Source organism: Sphingobium terrigena (genome assembly GCF_003591655.1).
Taxonomy (GTDB): Bacteria; Pseudomonadota; Alphaproteobacteria; order Sphingomonadales; family Sphingomonadaceae; genus Sphingobium; species Sphingobium terrigena.
Genome location: NZ_QVRA01000073.1, coordinates 1 through 2,170 on the forward strand (window position 1 = coordinate 1; position 2,170 = coordinate 2,170).

Genomic DNA, 2,170 nt, shown 5'->3' on the forward strand with positions numbered 1-2,170 from the left:
CGGAAACGGCTTCACCGCCATATCCGGCCTCCGGTTCCGCTTCGCTCCACCTCCATCCGGATATGGCGGCGGCGAGAATAATCCACTAACAATCAACACGGTCCACTCGGTGGGGGCAGGTCACCCCTGCCAGAGCAGGTCTCGGCCTCTCGATAGACGATGAGCGCGCTGATGAGGCTGCGGCTGGCGACAAGCGGTAGGTCCGTGTGATGATCACCAACTGCAACTATGTCCCAATCCTAAGGAGGGCTATAGCGGGGCGTTGGACCTGTAATGACGCAGAGGCGGACGCCCCTGATCCGATCACATTTTCTATTTTGAACGTATGCTTTCCCCCGCCGCATGCCCTCATATTCACTAGCGGTTATATAGCATATCCGCTAGTGAATATCAAGATATAAGCACTAGCTGATATGATGGATTCGACTAGCGGAATTAAAATCGCTAATCCTCCCCGAGTGACACGTCCGAAGGAATTTACTGAGCAGTTGGCTTTCCTCGTGAAAGAGGGGACCGGCGACCGCATTGACGCCGTGCGCGGCAACAAGAAGAAAGCCGACTTCTTGCGGGAGGCGGTAGAGAGCGCGATACGTCGCCAGGAGAAGAAGCGCTTGGCTAGCTAACCCTGCCAAGCTTCGGCGCCGGTAGCTGGTAACGCTCGGCCGGACTGTCATCATAAATCGAATCTGAGCGATGAATGACGACACCAAATGCCATGTCATGAGCTTGTCGCGCTACCCACAAGACATGAACTCCAAACGGGATTCTGCACCTGAAGGAGGTGGTGCTTCGCCCATCTCTCTGGATACACGGCGGATACACAGAGCTGAGCTCCCAACCCGTCTACCCCTGCGATATAGCCAAAAACCGCGCTTTTCCGCAACTTTTATGGTGGGCGATGACGGGCTCGAACCGCCGACATTCTCGGTGTAAACGAGACGCTCTACCAACTGAGCTAATCGCCCGCTCCTGCGGAGAAGCGTCTATCTAGGGAAAAATGCCGGGGCGTCAAGCCGGGAGTCAGGTGGTGAGCAGGCGGCGGCTGGCGCCGAACCAGCGGGTCAGCGCTTCGGCGGCCTCGTTGGCCAGGGCGATGAAGATGCGGCGGCCATCATGCGGATCGGCCTGCCGCTCGACCAGTCCCTTGTCGGTCAGGGTACGGATCCAGCGCAGCGCGGTGGTGGGCGGCACGGCAGCGGCGATGCACAGGCTGGAAACGGACACGCGCTCATGTTCCAGTTTGGCAGCCAGCAGGTCGAGCAGCATGTCCCAGGCGGGATCGGCAAACAGGTCGCCGGGCAGGAAATCGGCGCGGATGCGGCGGGCGCGCAGCAGGTCGCGGACCTGTGTAGCGGTGATGGTCGGCGTGTCGGTGCGGACCGCCTCGCCGCCGATCGGGGCGAGCGCGGGCATCCCGATATAGTCGCTCGGCCGATCGGAAATACGCTGGCCCAGATCAAAGCTGGGGGTGGCCACCCGCGTCCGCTCCGTCAGCGCGTCGAGGGTGCGGGCGAGGCGACCGACCTCTTCGCTCAATTGCTGGAGGCGGGCGCTTTCGCGGTCGATTTCATGCACCTGGCCCGCCGCTGGCCGATGCTCCCCGGCGGCGACCAGCGCGGCGGCGAGTTCGACCCGGTCGGGATCGCACAGCAATTGCGTATGCGGGCTGCGCAGGCAGGCGAAGGCGAGTTCCACCGTATCCCATCCCGCGACCAGGATGACCGCCATGCCAGTCTGGATCGCCTGGGTTTCCAGTTGCACCAGCAGGCGTTCCAGCAGCGGGGTCATGACGGGGCAAAAGACCAGCACCGTGTCGCACTGGGCCTGAAGATCGAGCCGTAGCGGCGCATCGGCCAGCGCGGTCAGCCCCAGCAGGCGGAAGCCCGCCGCCGCAGCGACCGGCTCCAGAGCGGAGGCGTCCATCTGGTTGGCGATCACCAGCAGGCTGGCGCGATCATCGCGCGGCGTCAGCGGTGCGCTATGGCTCGTCAGCGGCGAGGCGTAGGAAAAATCTTCCATCATAGTCCGAATCCCGTTCTAGCTTCGTTCTAAGGCTTGTGGGGATTTAGGATTCCCATTTGGAGTGAGATGTGATTCACACTCCGGATGGAACGTTTTGTATTGACCGACGCCCAGTGGGCAAAGATGGAACCGCACTGTCTGGGCAAGC

At 61.6% G+C, this 2,170-nt stretch carries 2 protein-coding genes, 1 tRNA gene and 1 pseudogene; 2 read left to right on the top strand and 2 right to left on the bottom strand.

Features of this window, described 5'->3' with window-relative positions; translation table 11 throughout:
• Positions 1-89: pseudogene (locus tag D0Z70_RS24340) on the top strand (integrase catalytic subunit); the annotation flags it as partial.
• Between the two features lie 369 nt (positions 90-458).
• Positions 459-623 carry a hypothetical protein gene (locus D0Z70_RS24345; protein ID WP_182914106.1) on the top strand — a complete coding sequence of 55 codons (165 nt, stop codon included), beginning with the start codon at positions 459-461 and terminating at the stop codon, positions 621-623.
• Between the two features lie 266 nt (positions 624-889).
• On the opposite strand, the gene D0Z70_RS24350 is transcribed toward D0Z70_RS24345, so the two are convergent.
• Together D0Z70_RS24350 and D0Z70_RS24355 are read right to left on the bottom strand one after the other, a co-directional pair.
• Positions 890-965 (bottom strand) — tRNA-Val (locus tag D0Z70_RS24350).
• 55 nt (positions 966-1,020) lie between these two features.
• Positions 1,021-2,022 carry a MarR family transcriptional regulator gene (locus tag D0Z70_RS24355; protein ID WP_182914107.1) on the bottom strand — a complete coding sequence of 334 codons (1,002 nt, stop codon included), beginning with the start codon at positions 2,020-2,022 and terminating at the stop codon, positions 1,021-1,023.
• Between the last annotated feature and the right edge of the window lie 148 nt (positions 2,023-2,170).

What these genes read in the sequence shown, in the direction of transcription:
- D0Z70_RS24355 (WP_182914107.1), bottom strand. Translation starts at nt 2,022, where the DNA reads ATGATGGAAGATTTTTCCTACGCCTCGCCGCTGACGAGCCATAGCGCA.